Consider the following 24840-nt stretch of genomic DNA (forward strand, 5'->3'; position numbering starts at 1 on the left):
CGGATGTTTGCCCTCGGCTGTCGTCGATCCGTCTGCGACAGGCTTATACTCGCAGTCCTTTTGCCTGGTGACTGCTTCCAGGACCCTGTTCGCTCGCCCAAGGCACTGCCGATGACCCCACGCTCCCCAAAGCCCACCGTTGCGGGCCCTAAGAATAAATACCTGAGCCCCAGCCACCTGGACTTTCCCGTGGTGGGCATCGGCGCCTCGGCCGGCGGCCTGAAAGCCATCTGCAGCTTTTTCGAACACACCCCGGCCGATACCGGCATGGCCTTCGTCGTGGTCCTGCACCTGTCGCCGGACCACCATAGCCAGGCCGATCTGATCATCCAGCGCCATACGTCGATGCCGGTGCGCCAAGTCACCGAGCCGGTGCCGATTCAGGCGAACCACATCTACGTGATTTCGCCCGCCAACCGGCTTTCCACCAACGACGGTTACCTGCGCGTACGCCGCGCCGAGCGGCCTGGCGGCGCGCACACGGCCATCGACCTGTTCTTCCGCGACCTGGCCGACGTGCACCAGGAGCACGCCTTCTGCGTCGTGCTGTCAGGCACCGGCAGCGACGGCGCCGTGGGGCTCTCACGAATAAAGGAACAAGGCGGTGTGACGCTGGTCCAGAGCCCTGACGATGCCGAGTTCGACGGCATGCCGCGTGCTGCGCTGGAAACCGGACTGGTGGACATGGTCCTGCCGGTGGCGCAGATCCCTCAAAAACTCATGGAGCTGTGGCGCACTGCGCGGCAGGTGAACTTGCCCAGAATCGACGACGACCAACGCCCTCCCGCCATGGGCACCGAGCAGGCCGACCCGGAGCGCGCCGATCCCCTGCTCGACGACATCCTCGCGCAGTTGCACAACAGCACGGGTCACGACTTCCACCACTACAAGCGCGCCACCGTATTGCGTCGCCTGGAGCGTCGCCTGCACGTCACCGGCCAGACTGACCTGCGCGGCTACCTGAGCTACCTGGAAGGCGAACCCGAAGAGGCCCAGGCCTTGCTGGCCGACATGCTCATCGGCGTGACCAACTTCTTCCGCGACCGCGAAGCCTTCGAAGCACTGGAACGCCACGTGCTGCCGGCGCTGGTCAGTGACCGCGACGACCCGCTCGAGCACCACGAGATGCGCATCTGGTCGGCCGGTTGCTCGTCTGGCGAGGAAGCCTATAGCGTGGCCATGATGGTCATCGAGCAGCTGGCCATGGAGCAGCGCAGTGCCAAGGTGCAGGTGTTCGCCACCGACCTCGACGAGCGCGCCATCGCCCAGGGCCGCGCCGGGCTGTATACCGAGTCGATCGCCGCCGACGTCGCGCCCGCGCGCATTCGCCAGTTCTTCGTCAAGGAAGACCAGCACCTGCGGGTGCGCAAGGAAGTGCGCGAAAAGGTGCTGTTCGCCCGGCACAACCTGCTGTCCGACCCGCCGTTCTCGCATCTGGACCTGGTGGTCTGCCGCAACCTGCTGATCTACCTCGACCGCGACGTGCAGCGCGAGATCCTGCGCATGTTCCACTACGCCCTGCGGCCAGGCGGCTACCTGTTCCTCGGCAGTTCCGAGTCGGCCGACGTCGCCGCCGAGCTGTTCACGCCCATCGACAAGCGCAACCGCATCTTCCGCGCGCGCAACGTGCAAAGCCGCGCGCGGCGCTCCAGCCAGCTGCCTGCGTCGAGCGACAGTCTGACCAGTAGCGAGCCGGCCAAGGCCAAGGGCCGTCCGGGACGCAAGCTGTCCTACGCCGAGATCCACCACCGCGCCCTGGCCCGGCGTACCCCGCCAAGCCTGATCGTCGACCCCGATGGCCATATCCTGCACATGAGCGATGGCGCCGGGCGCTTCCTGCGGCACATGGGCGGCGAGCTCAGCCGCACCCTGCTCAATTTGGTGCTGGCGCCCTTGCGCCCGGCCCTGCGCAGTACGCTTCTGCAAGCCCAACATACCGGGCAGGCCGTGACCTCGCGGTCGGTCAACCTCGACAGCAGCCAGGTCGACATCCTGGTCCAGCCGCACACCGACGAGCCCAGCGGCAGCGAATGCCTGTTAGTGGTGTTCGAAGAGCGCGAACCCGACCGCCCCGTGCCGGTGGCCACCGGCATCCAGCAGACCGACGACATGATCCTCGCCACCCTCGAAGGCGAGCTGCAGCGCACGCGTTTGCAGTTGCAGGAAACCATCGAGCAATCGGAGATCTCCAGCGAAGAGCTGACCGCCTCCAACCAGGAAATGCAGGCCATCAACGAAGAGCTGCGCTCGGCCAGCGAAGAGCTGGAGACCAGCAAGGAAGAACTGCAGTCGATCAACGAAGAACTGCTCACGGTCAACTACGAGCTCAAGACCAAGGTCGAGGAAACCGACAAGGTCAACGACTACCTGAGCAACCTGATCGCCTCTACCGACATCGCCACGGTCTTCGTCGACCGCAATCTGCATATCCGCTGGTTCACCCCGCGCGCCACCGACATCTTCAGCATGCTGCCGGTCGATACCGGGCGCTCGCTGCTCGACATCACCCACCGCCTGGAATACCCGGAGCTCGCCGACGACGCCCGCGCCGTGGCCGAGCGCGAGACCACCATCGAACGCGAGATCGTCGGACGCAACCAGCGCTGGTACCTGGCTCGCCTGTTGCCGTACCGCTCCAGCGAGCAGCATATAGACGGCACCGTACTGACCTTCATCGACATCAGCCAAAGCCGTGCCGCTGAGGAGAACCTGCGCCTGGGCGAAGAGCGCATGCGTCTGGTGGCCGAAAGCACCCATGAGTTCGCCATCATCCTGCTCGACGAACACGGTGTGATCACCGACTGGAACACCGGCGCCGCGCTGATCTTCGGGTATGCCAAGGACGAAGTGATCGGGCGCCATTTCGAACTGATCTTCACCCCGGACGATCGCCGTGACGGCATACCCGAGCGCGAGTTGCGCGAAGCCCGGCACCAGGGCCGTGGCCAGGACGAACGCTGGCACGTGCGCAAAGACGGCAGCCGTTTCTACTGCAGCGGCGAAGTCACCCAATTGGCCGGCAACCGTCTGGCCTATGTGAAGATCGCCCGTGACCTGACCGGGCACAAGCGCCTGCACGACGAGCAGAGCAAGCGCCTGGCCGAATCGCAGAGCAGCAGCCATTTGAAGGACGAGTTCTTCGCGGTCATGTCCCATGAGCTCAAGCACCCGCTCAACCTGATCCAGCTCAACGCCGAAATCCTGCGTCGCCTGCCGCTGCTGAGCGGTTCCAGCTCGGCAAGCAAGGCCGTGGGGGTGATTTGCGAAGCGGTCACCAGCCAGGCGCGGATCATCGACGATCTGCTCGACGTGGCACGTATCCGCACAGGCAAGCTCAAGCTCAAGACCCAGCCGGTGGACCTGTGCGCCACCTTGCGCGGCATCCATGCCGTGGTGCAGAGCGAGCAGTACCCGTGCAATGTCGTCCTTGAGCTGCCACCCAGCGACGTCGAGGTGTACGTCGACGGCGACAACACGCGCCTGGAGCAGATCATCTGGAACCTGCTCAACAACGCCATGAAGTTCAGCCCTGCCCACAGCGACATCCACTTGGCCCTGTCGAGCCACGACGGCTGGGCGCAACTGGACGTGATCGACCATGGCATCGGCCTCAATCCCGAGAGTCTGGAGAACATTTTCGAGCTGTTCAGCCAGGCCGAGCCGCAGGTCGCACAGCCCGGCCGCGAGGGGTTGGGTATTGGCCTGTCGCTGGTGCGCCAACTGGTCGAAGCGCACGGAGGCAATGTGGTGGCCCGCTCGGCAGGTTTGGGCAAAGGCTGCACCTTCACCGTACGTCTCGAATGTTGCAACAACGACCAGCAGGCATCCGCAGCCGTGACTGACGAGCAAGAGGTCGGACGCCTGAGTGGCGTGCACGTGCTACTGGTGGACGATTCGCCCGATGTGCTCGATGTCATGCAACAACTGCTGGAGATGGAGAGCGCCCAGGTCACCGCGTTCAGTGACCCCATCCGGGCCTTGGCGGCAGCAGGCACGGGCAGTTTCGACATCATCCTCTCGGATATCGGTATGCCCGGTATGGACGGCCATGCGCTGATCAAGGCGTTGCGCAAGTTGCCGAACCTGCGCAGCACACCCGCGATCGCCTTGACCGGCTATGGCGCCAGCGCGGACCAGCACAAATCGCGGCAGTCCGGCTTCGATCGGCACCTGAACAAGCCGGTGGGCTATGACGAGTTGATCGACACCATCGAGTCGCTGAATGCCAGCGAACCTTACTGAGCCTGGGCAGCGGGGCCGCACGGGCGGCCCCTGCTACACGGCGCCCAGCCCAGAGGCTCAGGCATGCACGCTCCACTGCACCGCATCCACCTCGATCGGCAATTCGTCGATTTCGGTCAGCATGCCGCTGGCCAGGCCCTCCTTGGGGCTGAGAATGCGCGGGTGGGACATCAGGTAGCGCGGCACGTCCAACGGCTCGGCCGCGCCCGCCGTGCGCTCGGCCACGATATCGGCATACAGGCGCAGGTCGTAGTCCAGGCTCATGGCGTATTCGGCCATGCGGCCATGGTCGACCGAGCCGTGTAGCGTCCAGTGGAACGGGTGGAAGAGGAACTTGCTGTAGGTGCAGGCCGTACGGCGCTCGCCGGCCAGGAACAGAATGTTGCCCATCGACTCCACGGTGCCCAGGTTGTGGGTATGCACCGGGATCGGCAGCGAGCGCAGGAAGTTGTACAGGGTGAAGCCGTAGCTGCACTCGCCGCCCATGGTCGCGACGTTGATCTGGATGAGCGTCGCCCCTTGGTGCAGCGCCTTGGCACAGGTGTTGATGAGGTTGCCGCAGGTCGAAGAGTTGATCGGCCCGGTGTAGTGGATGATGTGTCTGGCCATGGGGGTCTCCGTCGGGGCGGGTGGCGCGAATGCGTCTCCGGTGGAATCGCAGGGCCGGGCAAAGTTCCACTGGCCCTACCCTGCACAGCGCTCAGGCGAGGCACTTTGTGACCGACGCCGCTTGCCCTGCGCACTGCTCACGACAGCTTGCGACCAACAAGCGCTACAGCCCGCAGCTGATTACGCCGGCCGGTGAACCTCGTGGACCCGCCGCAGGTCGATTCCATATCGACTTTTGGAGACTTTCCGCGTGCGCGAACCTCGCCTCGACCCCCGCCGCTGCCCAGCGGCCATCCCCTCTGTGCGAACGTGGCCAACAAGTGCGCGCATGTCCGGGGTGGCCCCATGACTGTCCGCAGCGCGCAATCCAATCCCGCTGTGGCCGCCGCTACGGCGGTCAACCGCCTCAACGTCCTGACGCTCAACGTGCACAAGGGTTTCACCCCCTTCAACCGACGCTTCATCCTGCCCGAACTGCGCGACGCGGCGCGCGCCACCGACGCCGACCTGGTGTTTCTGCAAGAAGTGCACGGCAGCCATCGCGAGCACGCCGAACGCCACCCGACCTGGCCTGAAGCGCCGCAATACGAGTTCCTGGCCGACAGCATGTGGCCGCAGTTCGCCTACGGTCGCAATGCCGTGTACCCCCATGGCGACCACGGCAACGCGCTGCTGTCGAAATTCCCCATCACGTCCTACGACAACCTCGACGTCTCGGTCCAAGGCAACGAGCAACGCGGGCTGTTGCACTGTCGCCTGGAAGTGCCAGGGCATGACGAAGTGCATGCCGTGTGCGTGCACCTGGGCTTGCGCGAAGCGCACCGCCAGCGCCAGGTCGGGCTGCTGCTGGAGTTGCTCGACAGCCTGCCGTCCAACGCGCCGGTGATCATCGCCGGCGACTTCAACGATTGGCGGCTCAAGGCCGACGCGGTGCTCTCCGAGCGCTTGATCGAAGCCTTCGGCGAGCGTTATGGCACGCCGGCGCGCAGCTTCCCGGCGCGCCTGCCGCTGCTGCGCCTGGACCGCATCTACCTGCGCAACGCCATGCCAAGCCACGCGCAGGTCTTGTCCAAATACCCCTGGTCGCACCTCTCCGACCATGCCCCCCTCGCTGCGCAGGTGATCCTATGAAACGCCCATGGGCACAAGGCAACAAAGTCGACCTGCTGATCAACGGCGAGCAATTCTACCCCCGGGTGTTCGAGGCGATCGCCCAGGCGCGGGAAGAGGTGCTGCTGGAAACCTTCATCATCTACGACGACAAGGTCGGCCAGCAGCTGCGCCAGGCGCTGATCGACGCCGCCAACCGCGGGGTGCGGGTCGAGGTAGCGGTGGACGGCTATGGCTCGGCGTCGCTGAGCGATGCCTTCGTTTCGTCCATGACCCAGGCCGGCGTGGGCTTTCATGCCTTCGACCCGCAACCGCGGGTGGCCGGCATGCGTACCAACCTGTTCCGCCGCCTGCACCGCAAGATCGTGGTGATCGACGGCGTGCGCGCCTTCATCGGTGGCATCAACTTCAGCATCGACCACCTGGGCGAGTTCGGGGCCATGGCCAAGCAGGACTATGCGGTGGAAGTCACCGGCCCCGTGGTGACCCAACTGCATTCGGCCAGCAAGCGCCTGATGAGCGCGGTGTTGCAGCCGCCCAGCCAAGTCCATCCGCAGCTCGAACCCACGGGCGAGGTGACGTGCGTGGTGGCCGAGCGCGACAACGGCATGCACCGCAAGGACATCGAGGCGTACTACATCGAAGGCATCCGCATGGCGCGCGAGCGCATCGTCATCGCCAACGCCTATTTCTTCCCGGGTTACCGCCTGCTGCGCGAACTGCGCAACGCGGCGCAACGTGGCGTGGAAGTGATCCTGATCCTGCAAGGCCAGCCGGACATGCGCTGGGTGCGTGCGGTATCGCGTCTGCTCTACAACTACCTGCTGCGCCACGGCGTGCACGTCTACGAGTACATCCAACGCCCGCTGCACGGCAAGGTGGCGCTGATCGACGACGAATGGGCGACCGTGGGCTCTAGCAACCTCGACCCGCTCAGCCTGTCGTTGAACCTGGAAGCCAACCTGATGATCCGTGACCGGGCCTTCAACCAGCAGTTGCATACGCATTTGCAGGAGCTGCTCGACCACCACTGCAAGACCGTGACCCTGGAACGCATGATCCGCGGCTATTGGTGGCGCGCGCCCCTGATCTTCATCGGTTTCCATGTGACGCGCTTCTTCCCCCGGGTGGCCGGCTGGCTGCCGGCGCACCGCCAACGCCTGCAATCGCTGCAGCCGGAGGTCCAGCACAGCACCAATACCCACCCCAACAACACCGACCTGCACGAGGGGCCGACCTGATGCCAGCCAAGCAAACCTGGATGACCTGGGGTAAGCGCGTGCTGACCCTGCTGTTCATCGTCCTCATCCCCGCCCTGCTGTATTCCCTGGCGCGCAACCTGGACTGGAACGAAGTGCGCGATTCGCTGATGGCCTACAAGCCCAGCACACTGGCCATCGGCCTGGGCATCGCCGCGTGCAGCTACGCGGTGTTCGCCAGCTACGACTTGCTGGCGCGGGCCTATACCGGACACAAGCTGCCCGCACGGCAAGTGCTGCCGGTGGCGTTCGTCTGCTACGCCTTCAACCTGAACTTCACCACCTGGGTGGGCGGCGTGGCCTTGCGCTACCGACTGTACGGGCGCCTGGGCCTGGACAATGCCACCATCACGCGCATCCTCACCCTGGGGCTGTTGACCAACTGGATGGGCTACATGCTGGTCGCAGGCAGCGTGTTCGCCTTGCGTCAGGTGCAGCTGCCGGACAACTGGGCGGTGGGTGTGACCGGCCTGCAATTGATCGGCGTGGCGATGCTGGCGGTGGTCGCGGCCTATCTGCTGGCTTGCGGGTTGGCCAAGCGCCGCGAATGGTCGGTACGCGGGCACGAAATCACTTTGCCGTCGCTGCGTCTGGCGCTGTGCCAGGTGGCCTTGGGCGGCAGCAACTGGCTGCTCATGGCCGCGCTGATCTGGTGGCTGATGCCGCAAGAGGTGTTCTTCCCTTCGGTGTTCGGCGTCTTGATGATCAGCTGCGTGGCCGGCGTGGTGGCGCACATTCCGGCGGGCCTGGGCGTGCTGGAAACGGTGTTCCTGGCGCTGCTGCAAGGCCAGCTGAGCCAGGGCAATCTGGTCGCGGCCCTGCTCGGCTACCGTACCTTGTACTACCTGATCCCGCTGGTGATCGCCGTGATCATGTACCTGGTGTTGGAAAAGCGCGCCAAGGCCCTGCGCAAGCAGACCGACACCCACCCCGCCCGCTCTTGAGCCCGCCTGGGCCGGCCTCGGTCGAGGTCAGCCCAGCAGCTCGGTGATCCATTGCACCTGCTGCCCCACTTCTTGTCTTTTCGCTTCCGACACGTCGCGTGCCTTGGGCCAGCTGGCCATCACCCGCTGCTTGCGTTGCAGGTTCAACCGCCACTTGGCCAGGAACAGCGGGCTGCGCTCGGCCATCAACAGCGGGCCGAAGTAGCATTCCTGTGGCGTATAGCGTGGTCCGTCGCCTCGCCGCGCCACGACGATCTCGTAAGTGAAGGCGTTTTCCTCGAGCATTTCTTCGTGGACGATGCGGTAGCCGTGGTCGTTCAGCCAGCCGCGGGTGACCCATTCGCGCACGTTGGGTTGCAGTACCAGCAGCTCGTTGCCGCTCAGGCGCTGGTGGTCGGCCTCAAGGATGTCGCGGATGGTTTCGCCGCCCATGCCGCACATCGTGACGGCGCTGACCGCATCGCCCGGTTGCAGCACGCTCAGGCCGCTGCCCAGGCGTACGTCGATGACGTCTTGCAGTTCGTGCTTGCGTACCATGCGCTGCGCCGACTGGAACGGCGTGCGCGCCACTTCGCCGGCAATGGCGCCGACGATGATGCCGCGCAGCGTCAGGGCGATAGGCAGGTAGCCGTGGTCCGAGCCGATATCGGCCAGGCGCGCGCCCTGCGGGACATGGGCAGCGACGCGCTCCAGGCGCTGCGACAATGTGTTCTCGTTCAACCCTGACCTCGGTATGCGCTTCGACTCTGTGGGGGCGCGATTCTGCGGATGCGTGGCGTGCATTACAAGCCATCACAGCCCACAGTCTCGACCGCGACGGGTCGCTGCAGTAGGCTTGGCGGCTTTCCCCTTCAGCCGGCAAGGACTTCCATGGCCCACCACGACATCACCTTCACCCCGGACAGCGATGCCGAGTCGATTTCCTCCGACGTCGCCGAATTCAACGGACTGCTGGTCACCACGCAGATCCCTACCCGCGCCGACGGCAGCCTGGAGCTGGGCGACATCGTCACCCAGTGCGAGTGCACCCTGCAGGCGCTCAAGGATGCCCTGGAACGTGCCGGCAGCGGTCTGGACCGCGTATTGCACCTGACCATCTACCTCACCGACATGGCCGACCGTGCGGTCTTCAACGAGGTCTACCAGCGCTTCTTCGCCAAGCCTTGGCCGGTGCGCGCTGCGGTGGGCGTGGCGTCGCTGGCCTTCGACGGCATGCGCGTTGAAGTCACCGCCATGGCTGCCAAAGCCTGATCGACCGCCAGCCATAGTCTGCGGCGGCCGAAGCCACGGCCGCCTTTTTCAACGGCGCTTGGCGCCGCTGTCACATCGCTTTCGCAGGATCCCCTTCGCATGCCCTCTTCTTTCTCCTGGCGCCGCCCGCTTACGGCGCTGCTGCCGGGCCTCGGCCTGTGTGGCGCCGCCTGGGCGCAGACGCCCGGGACCGTGACCTTGCTCGACCCCTTGGTAGTGACCGGCAGTTACGCGCCGAGCGCCAGTTTCGCCCTGTCGTTTTCGGTCGATACCGTTGAGCGTGAGCAATTCGCCGACGGCCAGTTGGGGGTGAATCTGTCCGAGGCGTTGAATCGGGTGCCGGGCGTGGTGGTGCAGAACCGCCAGAACTATGCCCAGGACCTGCAGATTTCCTCGCGTGGCTACGGCGCCCGTTCGGCCTTCGGCATCCGCGGCTTGAAGCTGATCAGCGACGGTATCCCGGCCAGCACCCCGGACGGCCAGGGCCAGGCCGCCTCGTTGAACCTCGACGTGGCCGAACGGATCGAGGTCTTGCGGGGCCCGGCGTCGGCCATCTATGGCAGCAATGCCGGCGGCGTGATCCAGATGTTCTCCCGCGACGGCAGCGGCGCGCCCAAGGTCGGCGCGGCCACCACGGTGGGCAGCGACGGTTTCGTCAAGAATCGCCTGTACGGCGAAGGCGGCAACGACCAGGCAGGTTTCCTCCTCGATGCCTCGCGCATGGACACCGACGGCTACCGCGACCACAGCGCCGCGCGCCGCGACCAGACCTTCGCCAAGGTGCATGTACGTCCCGACGAGGACAGCCGCCTGGCATTGATCGCCAGCACCCTTGAGCAGAACGGCACGCAGGATCCGCTTGGGCAGAGCTGGGACGCCTATCGGCACGACCCGCGCTCGGTCGCCGCCGTGGCCGAGCAGTACGACACGCGCAAGAGCATCCACCACCAGCAGTTGGGCATGAACTACGAACGGGCATTCGGCGATGCGACCTTGCAGTTCAACCTGTATGGCGGGCAGCGCAGTGTGATCCAGTACCTGTCGATTCCGCGCAGCACCCCGGGCAACGAGCGCGGCGGCGGCGTGGTCGACTTCGACCGCGCCTTCCACGGCGGCACCTTGCGCTGGATCCAACCGATCGCCAGCGCATCCGGCGAGCTGAGCCTGACTACGGGCCTGGACTACGACCAGAGCCGCGACGAGCGCCGTGGTTTCCAGAACTTCAGCGGCGACACCCTGGGCGTCAAAGGCGAACTGCGGCGCAAGGAAACCGACACCGCCACCAGCCTCGACCCTTACCTCCAAGCCCATTGGCAGCTCGACCGCTGGACCTTCGACGCCGGGCTGCGCCACAGCAGCATGCGCATGGAGGTGGACGACCGGTTCCTCGGCGACGGCGACTCCAGCGGCTCGAAAACCTACCAAAACACGCTGCCCAGTCTCTCGGCGATGTACGCCTTCACCCCCGCGCTGCAAGGCTACGTCAGCCTGGGCAAGGCCGTGGAAACCCCGACCCAGGCCGAGATGGCCTATGCACCGGGCGCCGCCGGGGCATTCAACTTCGGTTTGCAGCCAGCGACCAGTACCCAGTACGAGCTGGGCCTCAAGGCACGGCCCGATGCGCAGACGCGTGTAAACCTGGCCGTGTTCGAAATCCGCACCCGCGACGAAATCGTGGTCGCTGCCGCCAGCAATGGGCGCACCAGCTACCGCAACGCCGGCAAGACCTTGCGCCGGGGTCTGGAGTTGAGCGTGCAGCGCGAGCTGGACGAGCACTGGCAGACCAACCTGGCCTATACCCTGCTCGACGCCACCTACGAGCAAGCCTTCGAGCAGAGCGGCGCCATCGTCGACAAAGGCAACCGGCTGCCTGGCGTACCGCGCAGCAACCTGTTCGCCGAACTGTTGTGGAAGCCACGCGCGGGCATCAGCATGGGCCTGGAGGGCCAGCTGCGCAGCAAGGTGCAGGTCGAGGACAGCAACCAGTCCCGTGCAGCGCCAGGTTACGCGGTGTTCAACTGGCGCACGCGCTTCGAGCAGCACCTCGGGCCGTGGACGTTCGACCAGATGGTGCGCCTGGACAACCTGCTGGACCGCCAGTACGTCGGTTCCGTCATCGTCGGCGACCGCAACGGGCGCTTCTACGAAGCGGCGCCGGGGCGTTCCTGGTACGCAGGCGCCGGGCTCGAATACCAGTTCTGAACGCCGCTTCGCAGGCATGGGCCGGGCGCCGCACGGCAGCCCGGCCTGCAACTGGGCAGCTCGAGGGTGCCCCACACGCATTTCGCCGCTACAATCCCCCGCCTCGACCGTGACCAGCCTCTAATAACGATATGTCCCTTCCCAAGCACCACCTCGAACTGCTCAGCCCCGCCCGCGACGTGGCCATCGCCCGCGAAGCGATCCTGCACGGCGCCGACGCCATCTACATCGGCGGCCCCAGCTTCGGCGCGCGGCACAACGCCTGCAACGAGGTTAAAGACATCGCCGAGCTGGTGACCTTCGCCCGTCGCTACCACGCGCGGGTGTTCACCACCATCAACACCATCCTCCACGACAACGAGCTGGAGCCGGCCCGTGCGCTGATCCACCAGCTCTACGACGCAGGCGTCGATGCGCTGATCGTGCAGGATCTAGGCGTGATGGAACTGGACATTCCGGCCATCGAGCTGCACGCCAGCACCCAGACCGACATCCGCACCCTGGAGCGCGCGCGCTTCCTCGACCAGGCCGGCTTCTCGCAACTGGTCCTGGCCCGCGAGCTGAACCTGCAACAGATCCGCGAGATCGCCAGCCAGACCGATGCGGCCATCGAGTTCTTCATCCACGGCGCACTGTGCGTGGCCTTCTCCGGGCAGTGCAACATCTCCCATGCGCAGACCGGGCGCAGCGCCAACCGCGGCGATTGCTCCCAGGCCTGCCGCCTGCCCTACACCCTCAAGGACGACCAGGGTCGGGTGGTGGCGTTCGAGAAGCACCTGCTGTCGATGAAGGACAACAACCAGACCGCCAACCTGCGCGACCTGGTCGATGCCGGCGTGCGCTCGTTCAAGATCGAAGGCCGCTACAAGGACATGGGTTATGTGAAGAACATCACCGCCCACTACCGCCGCGAGCTCGACGCCATCCTCGAAGACCGCCCTGAGCTGGCGCGTGCCTCGAGCGGGCGTACCGAACACTTCTTCGTGCCCGACCCGGACAAGACCTTCCACCGCGGCAGCACCGACTATTTCGTCAGCGACCGCAAGATCGACATCGGCGCCTTCGATTCGCCGACGTTCACCGGTTTGCCCGTGGGCGTGGTGGAAAAGGTCGGCAAGCGCGACCTGCAGGTACTGACCGAGGTGCCGTTGAGCAATGGCGACGGCCTCAACGTACTGGTCAAGCGTGAGGTGGTGGGTTTCCGTGCCAACATCGCCGAGCTGCGCTCCACCTCCGAGCAGGACGGCGTAACCCAGTACCGCTATCGCGTGGAGCCCAACGAGATGCCGGCCGGGTTGCACGCTTTGCGCCCCAACCATCCGTTGTCGCGCAACCTCGACCATAACTGGCAGCAGGCCTTGCAGCGCACCTCGGCCGAGCGCCGGGTGGGCGTGAGCTGGCAAGCCGAGCTGCGCGAGTCGCACTTGCAACTGACCGCCACCAGCGAGGAAGGCGTCCGCGTCCAGGTGCGTCTGGGCGGCCCATTCGGCCCTGCGAACAAGCCGCAGCAGGCGCTGGAGCAGTTGCACGACCTGCTCGGCCAGTTGGGTACCACGCAGTACCACGCCAGCGCCATCGCGCTGGACGCCCCGCAGGCGTTCTTCATTCCCAACTCGCAGCTCAAGGCCCTGCGCCGCGAAGCGGTCGAGGCGCTGACCGAGGCGCGCGTGCAGGCCCACCCACGCGGGGCGCGCAAAGCCGAAACCGTACCGGCGCCGGTCTACCCGGAGGCGCACCTGTCGTTCCTGGCCAACGTCTACAACCAGAAGGCCCGCGACTTCTACCACCGGCACGGTGTGCAGTTGATCGACGCAGCTTACGAGGCGCACGAGGAGCATGGCGAGGTGCCGGTGATGATCACCAAGCACTGCCTGCGGTTCTCCTTCAACTTGTGCCCCAAGCAGGCCAAAGGCGTGACCGGCGTACGTACCAAGGTGGCGCCCATGCAGCTGGTGCAGGGCGATGAGGTGCTGACGTTGAAATTCGATTGCAAGCCATGCGAGATGCATGTGATCGGCAAGATGAAGGGCCACATCATCGATCTGCCGACCCCCGGCAGCGGTGGCGTGCATCAGGTGGTGGGGCATATCAGCCCCGAAGACCTGCTCAAGACCATTCACCGCGCGCCGCACTGATGCTGTCAGCCGTCCAGCAGTAGGCACTTCGCTTCTCTGCGGCCACATCGCCGCGATAGACGCTCTGTCTTCGGCCCGTCCATGCCCAGCATGGACGGGCCGAGTCGTTTATCGGCAACCGATGAGGGCGCAAATGCTAGCGTGAGGTCTCTTGTGCGGCTTCCAACAGGCGTTGACGGCGTCCCAACCAACGCCCGGTCAACCCCCAACCGAGCGCTAACACGGCGCCGATCAGCATGGCGGCTTGCGGATGGTCGCCGAGCATGTCCAGGGCTCGCTTCACCCAACCGCTGAGCGCATCACCGCCGCGGTAGACGACAGTGTCGATGAAGTTCTTGGCTTTGTACTTGTCTTCGGCCGGTAGCACGGTGAACAGCATTTCCCGACCCGGCCGCACCAGGGCGTACTCGCCAGCACGCCGGGCAACCATAACCAGCACGAACAGGGTAAAGGTCGGCAACAATGCCAGCGCCACGAACCCAACCGCCATCAGCAGCGGCACGCCCATCAGCAGCACCCCTACGCCAAGGCGCTTCGCCAAGCGGCCGGTAAAGAACAGTTGAGTGAGAATGGCCAGCGTCTGCACGGCGATGTCGATCAAGCCGAACACCTGGGTTTGCCGGGTACGGTCGGTGAAGGTCTCGCTGACGATGCGCGCCTGTTCGAAATACAGGAAGGTGCTGACGCTGGCCAACAGCAGCACGAACAGCGCGATGCCTAGCAGAAACGGCGAGCGCAGGACCGCGCTGGCACCGGCCCAGGGGTTGCCGCCCAGCGGCCGTGAGGGGGGCTGTGCGCTGCTGCACGGCAATGGATGACGCACCCGCCAGCGCTGCAGGTACAGTGCCGCGCCGATACTGCCCAGCAGGAAAACCGCCGCCAGCAGGAGCAGCCCGGCGTGCCCCAGCGGTGCCACCAGCAGCGTGCCCAGAATCGGCCCGCTCAGGCCGCCCAGGCTGGCACCGGCAGCGAGCAGGCCGAACAGGCGCTTGCTCTGCTCGCTGGAAAACAGGTCGGCCAAGACGCTCCAGGCCAGCGAGATCGCCAGCAGGTTGAACACCGACAACCAGATGTAGAACGCCCTGGCCTGCCCTACGCCATTCGGGTCCTGGGCCAGTAGCCAGGCGAACACCAGCAGGTGGCTGGCGAACAGGCCGTAGGTCCAGGGCAGGATGCGCTGACGCCGGACCTTCGACACCAGCCAGCCGAACAGCGGCAGGCACACCAGCGTGGCGATGAAGGTGCCGGTGAACACCCATTGCAGGTTGTCGACGCCGCCCGCCACGCCCATGGTTTCGCGTACCGGGCGCAGCATGAAGTAGCCGCAGAACAGCAGATAGAACAGGGCGAGCCCCGCACAGACCGGTGGGCCTTCGCCGGGCTCCAGATTCAGCCAGCGGTGCAGGCGCTGAGGCAACGTGCGCATCGGCTCAGGCGAACTGCTTGATCAACGCGCGGCGCTGCGTATCGTCGAGCATCGGGCCTTGGCCGGCCTTGAGCTGGTCGAGCTGACGATCGAGCCGTCCCGTGGCGGGAATCACCGCCGTGACCGCCGGGTGGTTGATGGCGAACTTGAGGAACAGTTGCGCCCAACTGCCGATGCCCATTTCAACGGCCCAGCCAGGCAGTGCCTGGCCTTTGACCTGGGCGAACAGGCGACCGTCGTCGAAGGCGCGGTTGACCAGCACGGCGACGCCTTTGGCTTGGCACAGCGGCAGCAGGGTCTCGGCGGCCTGCGGGGCATTGACGGCATAGTTGATCTGGACGAAGTCCAACGGCTCCTGCCGCACGATCCGCTCGACGTCGGCGTGGCCGCTATTGAGGTAGTGGGTGATGCCGACGTAGCGCGTCTTGCCTTGGGCTTTGAGCTCCCGGGCATAGGGCAGTTGACGCTTCCAGTCGCGCAGATTGTGGATCTGCAACAGATCGACCTTGTCGGTGCGCAGGCTTTGCAAGGTGCCAGCCCACTGCCGCTCGGCGGCCTCACGGCTGTCGGCGGCGATCTTGGTGGCCAGGAAGCATTGCCGGCGCCAGCCACCTTGCTGCAAAAGCTGGCCGAGCACGGCGTCGGCGCCACCATAATTGGGCGAGGTATCGATAATCCGTCCGCCCCCGGCGAAGAATGCGGCTACCGCTTGTTGCAGTTGCTGATAGGCCGCCGAACCCGGTTCCACTTCGAAACTGCCCGAGGTGCCTGCACCGATGACCGGCAATGCCTCGCCGCTGCTGGGGATGGTACGGGTGAGCAACCCGCTGTTGGTGGACGCCGCCGCTAACCAAGGGCTAGCGGCAAGCAGGCCTAAAGCGGCACCGGTGCGTAGGACATCACGGCGTCCATACATGGGAAATCTCCGATAGCAGGGCGGAAATTTCTAAGGCTAGACGTTGAGAACCATATAGGCCCGCTGCTATGTGTCTGAATGTGTACATGGATTTGGATTGGATGCTGGCTCTGGATTTGCTCCGTTTCTGCCTTCCTTCACTGAAGCAGTCAGGCCGGCGTTGCCGGCCATCGCGGCTCATCGGAGCGTCGAACCGGCCGCTCCTACACTGAAATCAGGCCAGGTACTCCTGTTACCTGAGCCGCTTGCGCAGCTGCCGCCTCAGCACTTTCAAAGGCGGCGCATAGAAAAAACCGAACGACACACTGCCGCGGCCCTTGACCGCATGGTGCAGGCAGTGGGCACGGTGCAGGCGCTTGAAATACCGGTTGAGCGCCTTGGGCGCACGCGGCCAGTGGCGGTGGAAGAGGCCGTCGTGCAGCACGACATACAACACGCCATAGCCAGCCACACCCCCGCCCACCCATTGCAGCGGCGCATACCCGGCCCGGCCCAGTGCCACCAGCCCGATCGCAATCAAGGCTAGCGCCAACAAGTACACGTCATTGAGCTCGAGCATGCCGAGTTGGGGCTCGTGGTGGGAGCGGTGCAGCCACCAGCCCCAGCCGTGCATGACGTACTTGTGGGCCAGGGTGCCGACACCCTCCATCGCCAGCAAAGTGCCGAACAGAACGGCGAGGTTGTACAGCATGGGACGGGTCCGCGAAAAACGAGGGCTGGCAAGGTTACCACTGCGGTGGTCGGCCTCGCCAATGCGCTCGTCGTGTAGGAAATTTCTGTGTTTGCTCGGCAACCTGAGCTGCCCGTTGACCTCCTCCCTGGGGATCCCTAACGTGCGCCTCGCACTTTTGCATCCCTACACAGGAGTCCTGCATTGGACAGTAGCCCTAGTCATGTGCGACAGGCCCACGGGTCGCGCTAGTCCGGCAGTCCAATCGCCAGGCTCGGCGCCCGCGTCGTCCCTGGTAACCCCGGCCCTTGGGCCAGGCTTCTCATTCCGTGCCCTTGTGGCCCTGCGCATCTCTGGTTCGATCCCTACCGCCTTGCGCGGTAAAAACGCAGGCAGTGGCCTGCACAGAGGTTTGTTGTCATGGAATGGAACGTCTTTCTGCTTCGCGCGGCCACCGCGCTCCTCCTCGGCGCGCTGATCGGCGCCGAACGTCAACTGCGCCAGCGCCTCACCGGCCTGCGTACCAATGCGCTGGTCAGCACCGGCGCCTGTCTGTTCGTGCTGATGACCCAAGCGGTGCCCGGGATGCAACCGGCCGATGCCTCGCGGGTGGCGGCCTATGTGGTTTCCGGCATCGGCTTTCTTGGTGGCGGCGTGATCATGCGCGACGGCTTCAACGTCCGCGGCCTCAATACCGCCGCCACGCTGTGGTGTACGGCGGCAGTCGGGGTGCTGTGCAGCCTGGGTCTGCTGCTCGAAGCGGCATTGGGCAGCCTGGTGGTGCTGTGCGCCAATATTCTCCTGCGCGAGGTCGCCCAGCGCCTCGATCGCCAGGACGTGGTGCCCGCCAGCGAGGTCGAACAGCATTTCGAAGTGCGGGTGATCTGCCGCGCGCAAGACGAGATTCAGGTGCGCAGCCTGATGCTGCACAGCCTCAACGATCCGCAACTGCGCTTGCAGTCGTTGCACAGCGAGGACTTGGCCGACAGCGACCGCCTGGAGGTGCGCGCCGAATTGCTGGGGGGCGCGCAAGCGCCGTTGCAATTGGAAAGAATGGTGAGCCGAGTGAGCCTGGAGAAAGGCGTCAGTTCGGTACGCTGGCAATTGTTGACACCCGCCCTGGCAGTGGACTGAACGACCAACGCACCGAGTGGTGCGGCATGCACGCCGTTCTACAGGGGCGACGCACCTGAACCGTCAGGGACGGATCAGCCAACACCGTCCGCCACGTCGCAGGTCACATGCAGGCGGTCGCGGCCTTGCTCCTTGGCGGCATACAACGCGCCGTCGGCCGCCGCCATCAAGGTCGCCGCCGTCAAGGCCTGCCGCGCCGGATAACCCACGGCGATACCGGCACTGATCGACACGATGCCCAACGGGCTGGCCATGTGTTCGATGCCCAGTCTGCGCAGGTTGTCGAGGATCTCCTGCACCAGGGTCGTGGCGCCGTCCACGTCGGTATCGGGCAACAGCAGGGTGAACTCCTCGCCGCCATAGCGCACCGCCAGATCGCCTGGGCGCTTGAGCGCCGTCTGCAACACCTCGCCTACCCGCTGCAAGCACCGATCGCCGGCTGGATGCCCGTAGTGGTCGTTGTAGCGTTTGAAATAGTCCAGATCGAGCATCACCACCGCCAACGAGTAATCCTGGCGTCGTGCGCGGCCCAATTCCGAGTCCAGCACACCGTCGAGTCGACGACGGTTGCCTAGGCCTGTGAGGGCGTCGGTCAGCGCCAGGGATTTCAATGTCTGATGCGCCTGCAACAATGCCCGCTCGATGGCGATGCGCTCACGCAACTGACGCAGCACGATCCAGCCGAAAGCCGAGAGGCCGATCAACAACAGCACCAGGATCAGCACACTTTTGATCATGTCATGGCGCCACGGCTCGACGATCGACTCCCGCGACAAACCCGCTTCGGCCACCAGGGGGTAAGTCGGCAAGGCCTGAAAGGCGTAGATGCGCTGGGTGCCGTCCACCACTGCCGTGGCTTCGGCCACGCCTTGGTCGGCATGGGGCAGATGCTTGAGGAAGATGTCGCTCTTGGCCAGGCTGGTGCCGATGATCTTGTCGCTGAAAGGCCGGCGCACCAGGATAGTCCCGTCGCGCATCGCCAACACCAGCGCGCCGCGCTGGTCGATCTTGAAGTCGCCGTAATATTGCAGGAACCAGTCGACCTTGATGGTCCCCAGCAGCACGCCGGCGAAGCTGCCATCGGGCGCATCGAGGCGGCGCGAGATGGGGATGATCAGCTCGCTGGTCGAGCGGCTCTTGATCACCGGACCGATGTGTACGTCGCGCGAAGCATGGGTGCGGTGGTACTCGAAATAGTCGCGATCGGCATTGTTGGCGTTGGCCGGAACGGAAGTCTTGTCCGTCACCAGCCAATAGCCTTGGGCGTCGTAGATGAACAGGCCGTGCAGTTGCGGCATGATCTGCGCTTGCTGATGCAGCAAGCGATGCAGACGCTTGCGATCGAGGTTGAGAATACCGTCGCCCTCCACTCGCTCGGCCAGCGCGGCGGTGATGGCGTCGACCTGGCGAATCGCGTCCTCGGCATGCTGGGCGGTGGCCCGCGCTAGGTTGCTGACCGAGTTCTCGGCATTGACGAAGGCGTGCCGGTAGTCGCGCCAGATGCGCCAACCCTCGACCAGCACGAAGGTGAGCATCACCACCGCCATGAAGCTTGCGACCAGCCGGAACAGCGTCGCCGCGCGCGCTTCTCCACTGGCGGTGAGCAGGCCTTCGTCGTCCTGTGGTTTGCCTGAACGCATTGCGATCCCTGTTGTAGAGCTATCCGGCCGTGACTATAGCGCCCGCGACGCCACTACGCAGCGCTTGTGTAGCATGGGAGCCGCGAGCGAACGGCACGGTTCCTTCGCAGTGCACCAACTTGGCGCAGAAAAAATTCAAACGTTTGCGCTCCGATGGGCTCAACCGTACTGCACATGGCGGCCATCGCTGTTCAGATGAACCCAACCTCGAGGTAACTACATGAGCAACCAAGCATTGCAATCCGAACTGCTGACGCGTCTCCTGCATGCCCATCCCCATGGGCTGGGCAAGGAGATCCTCGACAACTACCGTGGCGAAAAAGCCGTGGCCGGCATGCTCAAGACGCTGCAGGACCAAGGCCTGATCCATGACGGCAGCGTGACGGTGGACGAACACAATGTCAGCGTCAGCTACCCGATCAAACTGTCCAGCGCGGGTGTGGAATCGGCCAAGGCCGCCGAAGCGGCCAAGAACGGCGAACACTGATTTTCGACCGGCCCCTCGCCTAAGGCGTGGGGCCTATTTGCGTCTGCATCCCAGCTTCAAGCTGCTCCTCTAGCTGACCTGCGTGCGCCCTGCACGCCTGCCACCCTTCCCTAGCGTTCTGCAACTCCACCTGCAAACGCTCCAGTTGCCGAGCCTGCTCCGTACAGATGCCCTGCCGCTGCTCCAACGCTTGCGCCTGGCTCCCGACCTGTCGCCGCAGTTCGTCGCTGGCCCCCTGCACCTGCGCGAGCATCGAGCGCAAGCCGTCGATCTGCGCGTCGCGCTGTTCGAGATGCTCGTCGCGCACCTTGAGCTGCGCGACGGCTTGACGCTGCTCGGCGAGCAGCCGCTCGTTGTCGCGGTGCAGGCGGGTCAGCTCGTCCTGCTTGACGATGACGCTCTGCTGCACCTGGCGCAGTTCGACCTGCAGCTGTTGCACCTGTCCTTCGTGGCGACGCTGGTCCTGCTCGCGTTGTTCGCGGGTAGCGGCGCGGTAGTGCTCCAAAGCGTCGCGTGCGTGCCGATGCTTCTCCTCCAAAGAGCGCAGGTGTTCGTCCTTATCGGTTAAGCGTACCTGCAACTCGCCTAGGGTCTGGTTGAGGCTGGCGTTGCGCAATTGTTCAGCTTGCAAGGAGGCGGCGGTTTCGAGCAGCCGCTCGGACTCGGCGGCCAACGCCTCTGCTTGCACCTGCTGGTGCTGGTGGGCTGTAGCGAGCGCCTGCTGGGCCAGGTCGAGTTGGGATTGCAGGTGTTCGCGTTGCTGGTCGAACGCTGCTTGCGCACTGCTCAGCTCCGCCCGCGCTTCGTCCTCCACCTGCCCGGCCAGCAGCTGAACGAAATGGGCGAGCTGTTCGCTGAGCGTAGGTGCACCGCCTACGGCTGGATCTTGCGCTTCCAGCTCTTTGAGATAGCGGTGGATGGTGGTTTTCGAGCCGGTGTTACCCAGTTCGACACGGATCGCATCGATACTGGGGTTTTCTCCACGGGCCATGAGCGCCTGACGTGCCTGTTTGACCACTGCCTTGTTTATGCCGCCTCTGGCCATACCTACTCCGACAATTTCGTACTGTGTTACGTACCATGTAATTACGTAATATTTTGCGCTTAAAATTTCGAACTTTAAAGCGACTATTCACATTAAATAATCACGGCTTATCGCATCTGATAGGCCGTTTGAAGCTTTGTGCAGGTATTCCCGATAGCGACCAGTACGAAATGGCCGTTTTAGGCAATTTTGGAAAAAGCCCATAAAGCGGGCGTTTGAGGCATACGATCCGTTAGATGCCAAGACACAGGCCTCGCTTAGGGTTGGAAAAAAGCGATGAGATCGTCAGTAGACCGGCATTTCGCCACTAGTCATTCGGCTGTCATGTGCCTGCCGTACCTTCCCGGCCACCCCCAGGCCGAGGTGCCCTTACCGTGACCCGTCGTACGTTTTCCTCCGCCGGTCTGCTTCCACAGCTGTTGCTGACGTTGTGCGTCGTCACCCTGCTGTTTCTTTGGGGGCTGCATTTTTCGCAAAGGGCCGCCCTGCGCGAACAGGCGTTGCAAGCCAAGGCTGCCGAGCACTTGAACCTTGCCAGCGTCATGGCCCAGAGCCTGCGCCAGGTCGTCGACCGCGCGCAGGCGGTCGGACGGGTGTCGCGGGCAAGCGCCTATGACCAAGGGTCGGCACCTTTCAACTTGGCGCTGTTGCTGGCACAGGACCCTGTATTCGCCCGCATGGCGCTCTACGACCGGCAAGGCTCGTTGTTGTCGTCGAGCCAGCCGGACGACCTGATCAGTCTTCCCAGCGCTTGGATGGCGCAGTTGATCCGGCAGGTCGGGCGCAGCGGCTTCGCGCCGCTTCTGGTTCACTTCGATCTACCGGCCGATGCGGCATCCGCCGCGCCGCGCTTGCTGTTCATGCTGCCGCTCGATGCGCCAGCGCGCCGTCACGCAGGTCGTGCACCCGCGAGTGCACTCGACAGCGTCCTGCTGGTGGAACTGGATGCGGGTTATCTGGCGGCGCTGTCCCACTACATCGGTCTGGGAAGCAGCGGCCTGGTACGGGTTCTGCAGGACGACGGTCAGGAGCGGCTACGCATCGACCACCAGGGGGTGACGGCAGCGGGCCAGGTGCTGATGCCGACGCTGCCCGCCGATGCTGGCGATGCCGGGTTGATCACCCAAGCCAACGCGCAGGGTGTCTATCAGAGCCTGTACCGGCGTTTGCCCGGCTATGGCTTGAGCGTGGTGGTCAGTCAGTGCCACGAAGAAATTCTCGCCGCTGCCAGCGCGGCCACGCTTCGCCAGCTCTGGCTGAACCTGTGTATGACCGTGTTAATCCTGGCTGGTCTGGGATGGGGCCTGCGCCTGCTGCACAAGCGTCAGGACGCCTTCAATGCGCTGGAGCAGGCGCAACGCATCAACCAGCAGTTGATCGGTCGCCTGGAAGACGCGCACCGTCTGAGTAGCCACGCTGCGGCCACCGACCACCTGAGCGGTTTGCTCAACCGTCGGCAGTTCGTCGAACAAGCCGGCCAGGCGCTGATCGTGCAGCGCGGTCGGCGGCAACTGCTGGCCATCCTGTTCATCGATATGGATCGCTTCAAGTCGATCAACGACTCGCTCGGACACAAGGTCGGCGACCTGCTGCTGCAAGCTGTCGCCGGGCGCATTCGACGGCTGCTGGCAGACACCGACCAAGCCTCGCGCTTTGGCGGCGATGAATTCGTCGTGCTCCTGGCCGGTGAGCGCAGCGAAGAGCAGATCGACGCCTGGGTGCGCACCCTGGTGGAGAAACTCTCGGCCACCTACGCCCTGGACGGACAGGAGGTCAACACCAGCCCTAGCGTAGGCGTGAGTATCTGCCCGCGCGACGGCCAGGACATCGACAGCCTGATCCGCTGCGCGGATGCTGCGATGTATTCGGCCAAGCAGGCCGGCCGGGCCCAATACCGCTTCTTCGACCCGTCGCTGAACCTCTCCGACATCCAGGCCTTCACCTTGGAGCAAGCCTTGGGCAATGCTCTGGCCGAACGCCAGTTCGTCCTGCACTATCAGCCCCAGGTGCGCCTGGACACGTTGCAGGTCACCGGCTACGAAGCCTTGGTGCGCTGGCAGCATCCGCAGTTCGGCCTGCTCTATCCCGACCGCTTCATCGGCCTGGCCGAGCGCAGCGGCTTCATCGTCGCCTTGGGCTGGGAAGTGTTGCGCATGGCGTGTGTCGAGCTGGTGCGCTGGTCGCAGCGCGAGATGGCGACACGCTTGGCGGTCAACGTGTCGGCCTTGCAATTGCGCCAAGGCGATTTCAGCCAGCGGCTGCTGGCCAAACTGCGCCACCATGGCCTGACACCGTCGCAACTGGAACTCGAGATCACCGAAACCACGGTGCTGGACGGCGAAGGCATGGCGCTTGAGCACCTGCGCCGACTGCGCGCGGCTGGAATGTCCATCAGCCTCGACGATTTCGGGTGCGGCTATGCCGGTTTCGCCCACCTGCAAGCGCTGCCTTTGAGCAAGCTGAAAATCGACCGTGCCTTGATCGCGCCGCTGTGCAACAGCTATGACGACAGCCCGATCGTGTCCTCGACCATCATCCTGGCCAAGCGCCTGGGCCTGGAAGTGGTGGCCGAGGGCGTGGAAACCCGCGAGCAGTTGGTGTGCCTGAAGCTCGCCGGCTGCGACATCGCCCAGGGCTACCACTTCAGCCGTCCGCTGTGCGCCACGCAGTTGGAGCAGTACCCGCCCTTTCGCGGCGCTGCGCGCGCGGCGTGCAGCCATTGAGCCATGCCCTTGGCCGTGGCCGGACACTGGTTTAAGGTGGCGGCATTTCCTGCTTGAAACCGCCACCATGACCGACATCGAGCGCTACGTTCGCGCCGCCACCCGCGATAACACCCGCCGCAGCTATCAGGCGGCCGTGGAGCATTTCGAAGTGCATTGGGGCGGCTTTCTACCGGCGACCGCCGACAACATCGCCCGTTACCTGGCCGAGCACGCCGACGTGCATGCGGTCAGCACCTTGCGCCAGCGCTTGGCGGCGCTCAGCCAATGGCATGTCAGCCAGGGCTTCCCCGATCCGACCAAAGCCCCACTGGTGCGCCAGGTGCTGCGCGGTATCCGTACCCTGCACCCGGCGCCGCCGCGTCAGGCCGCGCCGTTGTTGCTGCAACACCTGCAAAGCGCCATCGATTGTTTCGAGCGCGAGGCGGCGCAGGCGCTCGCCGAGCATGATCTGCCGAACCTGCTGCGCGCCCGTCGCGACGGCGCCTTGCTGTTGCTGGGCTTCTGGCGTGGTTTTCGCGGCGACGAACTGGCACGGCTGCAGGTCGAACACATCCAGGCTCAGGCCGGTGTCGGCATCAGCCTGTACCTGCCGCGCAGCAAGGGCGACCGTGAGGCCCATGGCGTACAGCACCGCACCCCGGCGCTCAAGGCGCTGTGCCCGGTCAACGCCTATCTGCAATGGATCGAAGTCGCGGGCCTGGCCCACGGCCCGGTGTTCCGCAAGCTCGACCGCTGGGGCAACCTGGGCGATGCCCCCCTCAACAGCAACAGCCTGATCGGTCTGTTGCGGCGCATGCTCGAGCGTGCGCAGGTGCCTGCGGCCCTGTACACCGGGCACTCGCTGCGCCGCGGCTTCGCCACCTGGGCTACGGCCAATGGCTGGGAGCTGAAGTCACTGATGAGCTATGTGGGGTGGAAGGATGCCAAATCGGCCCTGCGCTACATCGACGCCGCGCAGCGCTTCGGCGAGTTGGCCATCGCAACGCCGCCCGTCTTGCTCGCGTCGAAAGACTGAACACACAGGTGCGTATGCGGACCTAAGGT

Annotated in this window: 18 protein-coding genes; 11 read left to right on the forward strand and 7 right to left on the reverse strand. The window is 64.8% G+C overall.

Annotated features, from left to right (window positions below; translation table 11 throughout):
* Positions 1 to 111 precede the first annotated feature (111 nt).
* A complete protein-coding gene (locus B4M43_RS14335; RefSeq protein WP_296268096.1) occupies positions 112 to 4242 on the forward strand; it encodes a CheR family methyltransferase in 4131 nt (1376 codons plus the stop codon).
* Positions 4243 to 4299: 57 nt separating this feature from the next.
* On the opposite strand, the gene B4M43_RS14340 is transcribed toward B4M43_RS14335, so the two are convergent.
* Positions 4300 to 4851: an ATP-dependent Clp protease proteolytic subunit gene (locus B4M43_RS14340; RefSeq protein ID WP_296268097.1), complete on the reverse strand. Its 552-nt coding sequence runs from the start codon at positions 4849 to 4851 to the stop codon at positions 4300 to 4302.
* 345 nt (positions 4852 to 5196) lie between these two features.
* Between B4M43_RS14340 and B4M43_RS14345 the strand changes: the two genes are divergently transcribed.
* From B4M43_RS14345 to B4M43_RS14355, 3 genes are read left to right on the forward strand one after another with little or no spacing between them, the layout of a single operon-like run.
* Positions 5197 to 5982 (forward strand): endonuclease/exonuclease/phosphatase family protein, encoded by a 786-nt coding sequence (locus tag B4M43_RS14345; protein ID WP_296268098.1) that lies wholly within the window; start codon positions 5197 to 5199, stop codon positions 5980 to 5982.
* Entirely contained in the window at positions 5979 to 7202 is a 1224-nt protein-coding gene (gene clsB, locus B4M43_RS14350; protein ID WP_296268099.1) for a cardiolipin synthase ClsB, read from the forward strand. The genes B4M43_RS14345 and clsB overlap by 4 nt, the downstream gene beginning before the upstream one ends.
* Positions 7202 to 8164, forward strand: coding sequence for a lysylphosphatidylglycerol synthase domain-containing protein (locus B4M43_RS14355; RefSeq protein WP_296268100.1), 963 nt, complete (start codon positions 7202 to 7204; stop codon positions 8162 to 8164). The genes clsB and B4M43_RS14355 overlap by 1 nt, the downstream gene beginning before the upstream one ends.
* Positions 8165 to 8191: 27 nt before the next feature.
* Here the strand turns inward: B4M43_RS14355 and B4M43_RS14360 are convergent, their stop codons facing one another.
* Entirely contained in the window at positions 8192 to 8884 is a 693-nt protein-coding gene (locus B4M43_RS14360; protein WP_296268101.1) for a tRNA (adenine(22)-N(1))-methyltransferase, read from the reverse strand.
* A gap of 150 nt (positions 8885 to 9034) precedes the next feature.
* On the opposite strand from B4M43_RS14360, the gene B4M43_RS14365 reads away from it, so the two are divergent.
* The 3 genes from B4M43_RS14365 to B4M43_RS14375 all read left to right on the forward strand — a co-directional run bounded on the left by B4M43_RS14365 (position 9035) and on the right by B4M43_RS14375 (position 13752).
* On the forward strand, positions 9035 to 9415 hold the full coding sequence (locus tag B4M43_RS14365) for a RidA family protein (RefSeq protein ID WP_296268102.1): 381 nt from the start codon (positions 9035 to 9037) through the stop codon (positions 9413 to 9415).
* A gap of 99 nt (positions 9416 to 9514) precedes the next feature.
* A complete protein-coding gene (locus B4M43_RS14370; RefSeq protein ID WP_296268103.1) occupies positions 9515 to 11617 on the forward strand; it encodes a TonB-dependent receptor in 2103 nt (700 codons plus the stop codon).
* 131 nt (positions 11618 to 11748) lie between these two features.
* Positions 11749 to 13752 (forward strand): peptidase U32 family protein, encoded by a 2004-nt coding sequence (locus B4M43_RS14375; protein ID WP_296268104.1) that lies wholly within the window; start codon positions 11749 to 11751, stop codon positions 13750 to 13752.
* A 136-nt stretch (positions 13753 to 13888) separates the two neighbouring features.
* Here the strand turns inward: B4M43_RS14375 and B4M43_RS14380 are convergent, their stop codons facing one another.
* The 3 genes from B4M43_RS14380 to B4M43_RS14390 all read right to left on the reverse strand — a co-directional run bounded on the left by B4M43_RS14380 (position 13889) and on the right by B4M43_RS14390 (position 16785).
* A complete protein-coding gene (locus tag B4M43_RS14380) occupies positions 13889 to 15178 on the reverse strand; it encodes an NTP/NDP exchange transporter (protein ID WP_296268105.1) in 1290 nt (429 codons plus the stop codon).
* Between the two features lie 4 nt (positions 15179 to 15182).
* Entirely contained in the window at positions 15183 to 16094 is a 912-nt protein-coding gene (locus B4M43_RS14385; RefSeq protein ID WP_296268106.1) for an aldo/keto reductase, read from the reverse strand.
* A gap of 232 nt (positions 16095 to 16326) precedes the next feature.
* Positions 16327 to 16785 (reverse strand): beta-carotene hydroxylase, encoded by a 459-nt coding sequence (locus B4M43_RS14390; RefSeq protein ID WP_296268107.1) that lies wholly within the window; start codon positions 16783 to 16785, stop codon positions 16327 to 16329.
* A 399-nt stretch (positions 16786 to 17184) separates the two neighbouring features.
* Here B4M43_RS14390 and B4M43_RS14395 point away from each other — a divergent pair, with 399 nt between their 5' ends.
* Positions 17185 to 17898, forward strand: coding sequence for an MgtC/SapB family protein (locus B4M43_RS14395; protein ID WP_296268108.1), 714 nt, complete (start codon positions 17185 to 17187; stop codon positions 17896 to 17898).
* Between the two features lie 74 nt (positions 17899 to 17972).
* On the opposite strand, the gene B4M43_RS14400 is transcribed toward B4M43_RS14395, so the two are convergent.
* Entirely contained in the window at positions 17973 to 19538 is a 1566-nt protein-coding gene (locus B4M43_RS14400) for a GGDEF domain-containing protein (protein ID WP_296268109.1), read from the reverse strand.
* 220 nt (positions 19539 to 19758) lie between these two features.
* Between B4M43_RS14400 and B4M43_RS14405 the strand changes: the two genes are divergently transcribed.
* Positions 19759 to 20025 (forward strand): hypothetical protein, encoded by a 267-nt coding sequence (locus B4M43_RS14405; RefSeq protein WP_296268110.1) that lies wholly within the window; start codon positions 19759 to 19761, stop codon positions 20023 to 20025.
* A 19-nt stretch (positions 20026 to 20044) separates the two neighbouring features.
* Here B4M43_RS14405 and B4M43_RS14410 read toward each other — a convergent pair whose 3' ends face one another.
* Positions 20045 to 21070: a DNA-binding protein gene (locus tag B4M43_RS14410; RefSeq protein WP_296268111.1), complete on the reverse strand. Its 1026-nt coding sequence runs from the start codon at positions 21068 to 21070 to the stop codon at positions 20045 to 20047.
* 374 nt (positions 21071 to 21444) lie between these two features.
* Here B4M43_RS14410 and B4M43_RS14415 point away from each other — a divergent pair, with 374 nt between their 5' ends.
* Together B4M43_RS14415 and B4M43_RS14420 are read left to right on the forward strand one after the other, a co-directional pair.
* A complete protein-coding gene (locus tag B4M43_RS14415) occupies positions 21445 to 23793 on the forward strand; it encodes a putative bifunctional diguanylate cyclase/phosphodiesterase (RefSeq protein ID WP_296268112.1) in 2349 nt (782 codons plus the stop codon).
* Between the two features lie 67 nt (positions 23794 to 23860).
* A complete protein-coding gene (locus tag B4M43_RS14420; RefSeq protein ID WP_296268113.1) occupies positions 23861 to 24811 on the forward strand; it encodes a site-specific integrase in 951 nt (316 codons plus the stop codon).
* Positions 24812 to 24840 lie beyond the last annotated feature (29 nt).

Origin of the sequence: Pseudomonas sp. UBA6562, assembly GCF_002434265.1 — a bacterium.
Taxonomy (GTDB): domain Bacteria; phylum Pseudomonadota; class Gammaproteobacteria; order Pseudomonadales; family Pseudomonadaceae; genus Aquipseudomonas.

Coding starts and splice junctions, on each gene's coding strand:
- B4M43_RS14335 (WP_296268096.1), top strand. CDS start 112: ATGACCCCACGCTCCCCAAAGCCCACCGTTGCGGGCCCTAAGAATAAA.
- B4M43_RS14340 (WP_296268097.1), bottom strand. CDS start 4,851: ATGGCCAGACACATCATCCACTACACCGGGCCGATCAACTCTTCGACC.
- B4M43_RS14345 (WP_296268098.1), top strand. CDS start 5,197: ATGACTGTCCGCAGCGCGCAATCCAATCCCGCTGTGGCCGCCGCTACG.
- clsB (WP_296268099.1), top strand. CDS start 5,979: ATGAAACGCCCATGGGCACAAGGCAACAAAGTCGACCTGCTGATCAAC.
- B4M43_RS14355 (WP_296268100.1), top strand. CDS start 7,202: ATGCCAGCCAAGCAAACCTGGATGACCTGGGGTAAGCGCGTGCTGACC.
- B4M43_RS14365 (WP_296268102.1), top strand. CDS start 9,035: ATGGCCCACCACGACATCACCTTCACCCCGGACAGCGATGCCGAGTCG.
- B4M43_RS14370 (WP_296268103.1), top strand. CDS start 9,515: ATGCCCTCTTCTTTCTCCTGGCGCCGCCCGCTTACGGCGCTGCTGCCG.
- B4M43_RS14375 (WP_296268104.1), top strand. CDS start 11,749: ATGTCCCTTCCCAAGCACCACCTCGAACTGCTCAGCCCCGCCCGCGAC.
- B4M43_RS14380 (WP_296268105.1), bottom strand. CDS start 15,178: ATGCGCACGTTGCCTCAGCGCCTGCACCGCTGGCTGAATCTGGAGCCC.
- B4M43_RS14385 (WP_296268106.1), bottom strand. CDS start 16,094: ATGTATGGACGCCGTGATGTCCTACGCACCGGTGCCGCTTTAGGCCTG.
- B4M43_RS14390 (WP_296268107.1), bottom strand. CDS start 16,785: ATGCTGTACAACCTCGCCGTTCTGTTCGGCACTTTGCTGGCGATGGAG.
- B4M43_RS14395 (WP_296268108.1), top strand. CDS start 17,185: ATGGAATGGAACGTCTTTCTGCTTCGCGCGGCCACCGCGCTCCTCCTC.
- B4M43_RS14400 (WP_296268109.1), bottom strand. CDS start 19,538: ATGCGTTCAGGCAAACCACAGGACGACGAAGGCCTGCTCACCGCCAGT.
- B4M43_RS14405 (WP_296268110.1), top strand. CDS start 19,759: ATGAGCAACCAAGCATTGCAATCCGAACTGCTGACGCGTCTCCTGCAT.
- B4M43_RS14410 (WP_296268111.1), bottom strand. CDS start 21,070: ATGGCCAGAGGCGGCATAAACAAGGCAGTGGTCAAACAGGCACGTCAG.
- B4M43_RS14420 (WP_296268113.1), top strand. CDS start 23,861: ATGACCGACATCGAGCGCTACGTTCGCGCCGCCACCCGCGATAACACC.